The following is a 3,940-nucleotide window of genomic DNA, read 5'->3' on the forward strand; positions in this document are numbered from 1 at the left end:
GGGGGTCGGGGTCGGGGTCGGGGTCGGGGGCCGGGTCGGGTAGGATCGGGTGTGCATCCGATGGCCTCCTCAAGGGCTCGTGGTGCGCGAGGCCGGGACGGGTCCGATCCGCCCCGGCCTCACTGCTCGCCAGGGTTAGAAGGGCGGGTCGTCGTTGAACTCGCCCTTGCCCTTGCCATTGCCGGTGGCGCGCTCGGGCTTGGCCGTGGCCCAGCGCAGGCTGGGGCCGACCTCTTCGGCCTGGACCTCGGTCACGGTGCGGCGCTCGCCTTCCGGGGTCTCCCAGGAGCGGGCCCGGAGCTGGCCGAGGACGATCACCCGGTTGCCCTTCGAGAGGGAGTCGCCGATGTGTTCGGCGAGCTGCCGCCAGGCGGTGATCCGGTAGAAGCTGGTGTCGCCGTTGCGCCAGCTCTCGCCGCCCTTGAGGCGGGCGGTGACGGCCAGGCGGAAGTTGGTGACGGCGGCGCCGTTGGGGGTGAAGGTGACCTCGGGGTCGTCGGTCAGGTTGCCGACGATGGTGACGGATCAGGTCGAAGAGCTAATGAACGAGGCGTATGCGACCAGGCTTCTCGACGCCTTGCAACCTGGACCACCGTCGGTCCGAATCCACGATGGCGTCGCGCTTCTGCCCAGCTAGAGACAGTCGCCAGGGGAGAGGCGCCGGTGCGCCCCGCGGCATTGGCCACCCGTGGCAGGCCGAGAAGGACACCGTTGGCATCACCGCTTGCTGGCCGTCGGTCCCCGAGGCGTGAGACGCTGCTTCGCTCCAGTTGTCGGTTCGGGCCGCTGAGGCTCGATGACAGGAGGACGGTCCATGGCTAACGCCTCCAGCAGACGACCGGTCACACGGGGTGACGCCCAGGCGGTCCTTGAGGCCTTCCCGAACGCCGGCAGAATCATTCGCAGCCACCAGATCGTCCAGACCAACAGCCCGGCCGACCCGCAGCTGAAGGCGAGCATTCGGCCGTTCTCAGGGTCCCCGTTTGATGGGCGGCACTATTGCGTCGAGGACTGGCATGTCATCGTGGTGGCGATGATCACCGGTGGTGATAGTTCCTTCTCCGAGCAGGACGCCGTCGCCGATCTGCGCCAGTTCACCCTGGCCTTCACCCTCGACGGCGCCGAGCTGCCCACCGACCGGGGTCCGGTCAAGCGCTTCCTCGACCCGACGCCGTTCGGGTTCGAGGAGGCCTACTTCTTCCAGCAGGGTGCGCTGCTGTCGCCAAGCGAGCTGAGCGTCGGGTCGCACGGCGTCTCGTACACCGAGGACGGCCCATTCGGGCACTACGAGGACGGCATCACCATCTTCATCGACCCCGCCGGCGAAGAAGGCTGCCTCTAACCAACGCAACAAGCGCTGACGGCGCGAGTCTGCTGCCCGAGTGGAGGAGTGCACTCCTACAAGCGGTCGCCAGGGAAGAGGCGCCGGTGGGCTTCGCGGGCGCGAACGTCGGCGGCTGACGCCCCATAGCGGCCGAGCATCTGGCGGGAGCGCCAGCCGGCCAGCTGCATCAGGTCCGTCTCGCCGCCGCCCTGGGCGAGCCAGGCATGGGCGAAGGTGTGGCGGAGCTGATGCGGATGGAGCCCCGGCAGGCCGGCCTGCTCACCCCGGCGGCGTAGGAGCTGCTGGACGCCCCAGGCGGTCAACCGGCCTCGCTTGCCAAGCCACAGCCACGGAAGGTGAGCGTCCTTGTGCCGGGCGCAGACGCGCAGATAGCGGTCCAGCGCCACGGCGGTCTTGCGACCATAGGGAAGGGCGTGCTTGCGGCGGCCCTTGCCGAGGACCATGGCGACGTCCAGGTCGAGGTCGCCCGAGCTGGAGGTCGGCCAGCTCGCCCCGGCGGGCGCCGGTGTCGAGAAGGAACATCACGATGGCGGTGTCCCGGCGAGCCTCGAAGTCCTTGCCGGCGCAGGCCGCCAGCAGCCGCCGCAGACCATCCTCGGGGACGACCGGGACGGGCTGGTCTGGCACGATCGGTGGCTTCATCGCGCTATGGGGCTGGCGGGGATCTCTTCTTCCTCCTCCAGCCATCGATACAGGACCCGCAGCCGCCGGTAGCGGGTGGCGACGGTCTCCGGCGCCCGGCGCTGAAGCAGGTCGCCGAGAAACGCCTCCAGGTCCTCGCGCCGAGCGTCCAGCAGGCTGCGGCCGCGGCCGGCCAGGAAGGCCTCGGCCTGGCGGAGGCTTTCCAGGTAGCTGGCGATGGTGTGCTCGGAGCGGTTCTCGGCCCGCAGGTGCCGCTCGAAGGAGCGGACCAGGCTGGGTCGGTAGTCGGCGGTCATGGCCGGACCGTAGCGCAGCCGCGGGAAGGTCAAGGGATGGGGTGAACCACCGGTATGCGGCCTACTCGAACGGGTCCAAACGTGAAGATGACCAGCGTTTCCGCTGGTCAGGGGCTTGTGGTGGGCCTGGGAGGACTTGAACCTGGGACCTCATCCTTATCAGCAATCGAGCGCTTACCGCTGTGCAACCCTGCGTTTTTGGGGACTCCTCGGGTTTCTGTGGGTTGGATGGTGGGCTGAGCTGGCGTGGTTGGCTTGATCGGTAGGGAGTCCAGGCTGCGCCGGGCTGCTGCTGTAGGACGCGCACGCGCCGTCCTTTAGGTTTCGGAGCTGCCAAGCCGACCGAAGCCCTCGGGAGCGACGCGTGCGCGCCACGACCGCATTCAACAAGATGCTCGCCATCCCCGGCGCCGACGTGGCCGGGGTCCAGTTCAGCCCGGCCGGGATCGTCGTGGTGTTGCGCCGCCGCGGTCGCCGGCTGCGCTGCCCATGTGGCTGGTCCACCCGGGCGGTCTACGACCGGACCACCCGCCGTTGGCGGCACCTGGACCTGGGTGCCGCGCGGCTGTTGCTGCAAGCCGAGATCCGCCGCCTTTCCTGCCGGGCCTGCGGCCGGGTCCGTACCGAGACCGTGCCATGGGCGCGGCCGGCGGCCCGGTTCACCCGCGACTTCGAAGACGTCGTCGCCTATCTGGCCCAGCGCACCGACAAGACCACCATCACCCGGCTGCTGCGCTGCTCCTGGGAGGCCGTCGCCGCGATCGTGACCCGGGTGGTGGCTGATCATCTGGACGACGCCCGCCTGGACGGGCTGTACCGCATCGGCATCGACGACGTCTCGTACCGCAAGGGCCACCGCTACCTGACCGTGGTCGCCGACCACGACCGCCAAGGCGCGGTGGTGTGGGCCGCAGAGGGCAAGTCCAGCGCGACGCTGGAAGGCTTCTTCGACACCCTGGGCGCTGAGCGCACCGCCCAGCTGGTCGCGGCGTCGATGGACCTGCACGGCGCCTATGCCAAGGTCACCCGCGCCCGCGCCCCACACGCCCGGGTGTGCGCCGACCCCTTCCACATCATCAAGCTGGCCAACGCCGCGGTGGATGAGGTCCGCCGGGCCGCCTGGAACAGCACCCGCCGCACCGCCGGCGTTACCCGTCCTGGACCGCTGGCTCGCGTCCGCCAAGACCCTGCCGCACAGCTGGTCAAATACACCCGCTGGGCGCTGCTGAAGGACCCGGCCAACTGGACCGACAGCCAACGCCAGACGATCACCCAGCTGCGCCGCGCCCGCCACGTGCTGTTCCGCGCCTGGGTGCTCAAAGAAGAGCTGCGCGACCTGTACCGGCTGCCTCCGGGCCGTCACCCCGACGCCCACCTGGACGCCTGGCTGGCCCGCGCCAGCCGCTGTCGCATCCCGGCCATGCTGGACCTGTCACGCACCATCCGCCGCCACCGCGACCAGATCCTGGCCGCCGTCCAACTCGGCCTGTCCAACAGCAAGCTGGAGGGGCTCAACAGCAAGATCCGGCTGATCAACCACCGTGGCTACGGCCACCACAGCCCCGCCGCCGTCATCGCCATGATCTACCTCTGCTGCAGCGGACTGACCATCACACTGCCCACAGGAAGCTGAGGAGAACCCGTTTTCGCAGGTCGC

5 protein-coding genes are annotated in these 3,940 nt (G+C 69.5%); 2 read left to right on the forward strand and 3 right to left on the reverse strand.

From position 1 onward, the window contains the following. Window positions 1–135: 135 nt before the first annotated feature. Window positions 136–516, reverse strand: a complete 381-nt coding sequence (gene ssb, locus VF468_05820; GenBank protein ID HEX5877830.1) for a single-stranded DNA-binding protein — start codon at window positions 514–516, stop codon at window positions 136–138. Between the two features lie 298 nt (window positions 517–814). Here ssb and VF468_05825 point away from each other — a divergent pair, with 298 nt between their 5' ends. Further along, on the forward strand, window positions 815–1,342 hold the full coding sequence (locus VF468_05825) for a hypothetical protein (protein HEX5877831.1): 528 nt from the start codon (window positions 815–817) through the stop codon (window positions 1,340–1,342). Between the two features lie 56 nt (window positions 1,343–1,398). Here the strand turns inward: VF468_05825 and VF468_05830 are convergent, their stop codons facing one another. Together VF468_05830 and VF468_05835 are read right to left on the reverse strand one after the other, a co-directional pair. Further along, window positions 1,399–1,800 carry a tyrosine-type recombinase/integrase gene (locus tag VF468_05830; protein HEX5877832.1) on the reverse strand — a complete coding sequence of 134 codons (402 nt, stop codon included), beginning with the start codon at window positions 1,798–1,800 and terminating at the stop codon, window positions 1,399–1,401. Between the two features lie 183 nt (window positions 1,801–1,983). Beyond that, window positions 1,984–2,283, reverse strand: a complete 300-nt coding sequence (locus VF468_05835; GenBank protein HEX5877833.1) for a site-specific integrase — start codon at window positions 2,281–2,283, stop codon at window positions 1,984–1,986. 364 nt (window positions 2,284–2,647) lie between these two features. Here VF468_05835 and VF468_05840 point away from each other — a divergent pair, with 364 nt between their 5' ends. Further along, the gene (locus VF468_05840; GenBank protein ID HEX5877834.1) at window positions 2,648–3,916 is read left to right on the forward strand and encodes an ISL3 family transposase; all 1,269 of its coding nucleotides are present in this window, start codon (window positions 2,648–2,650) and stop codon (window positions 3,914–3,916) included. Window positions 3,917–3,940: the final 24 nt, after the last annotated feature.

The sequence above is a fragment of the Actinomycetota bacterium genome (assembly GCA_036280995.1).
Classification (GTDB): Bacteria; Actinomycetota; CALGFH01; order CALGFH01; family CALGFH01; genus CALGFH01.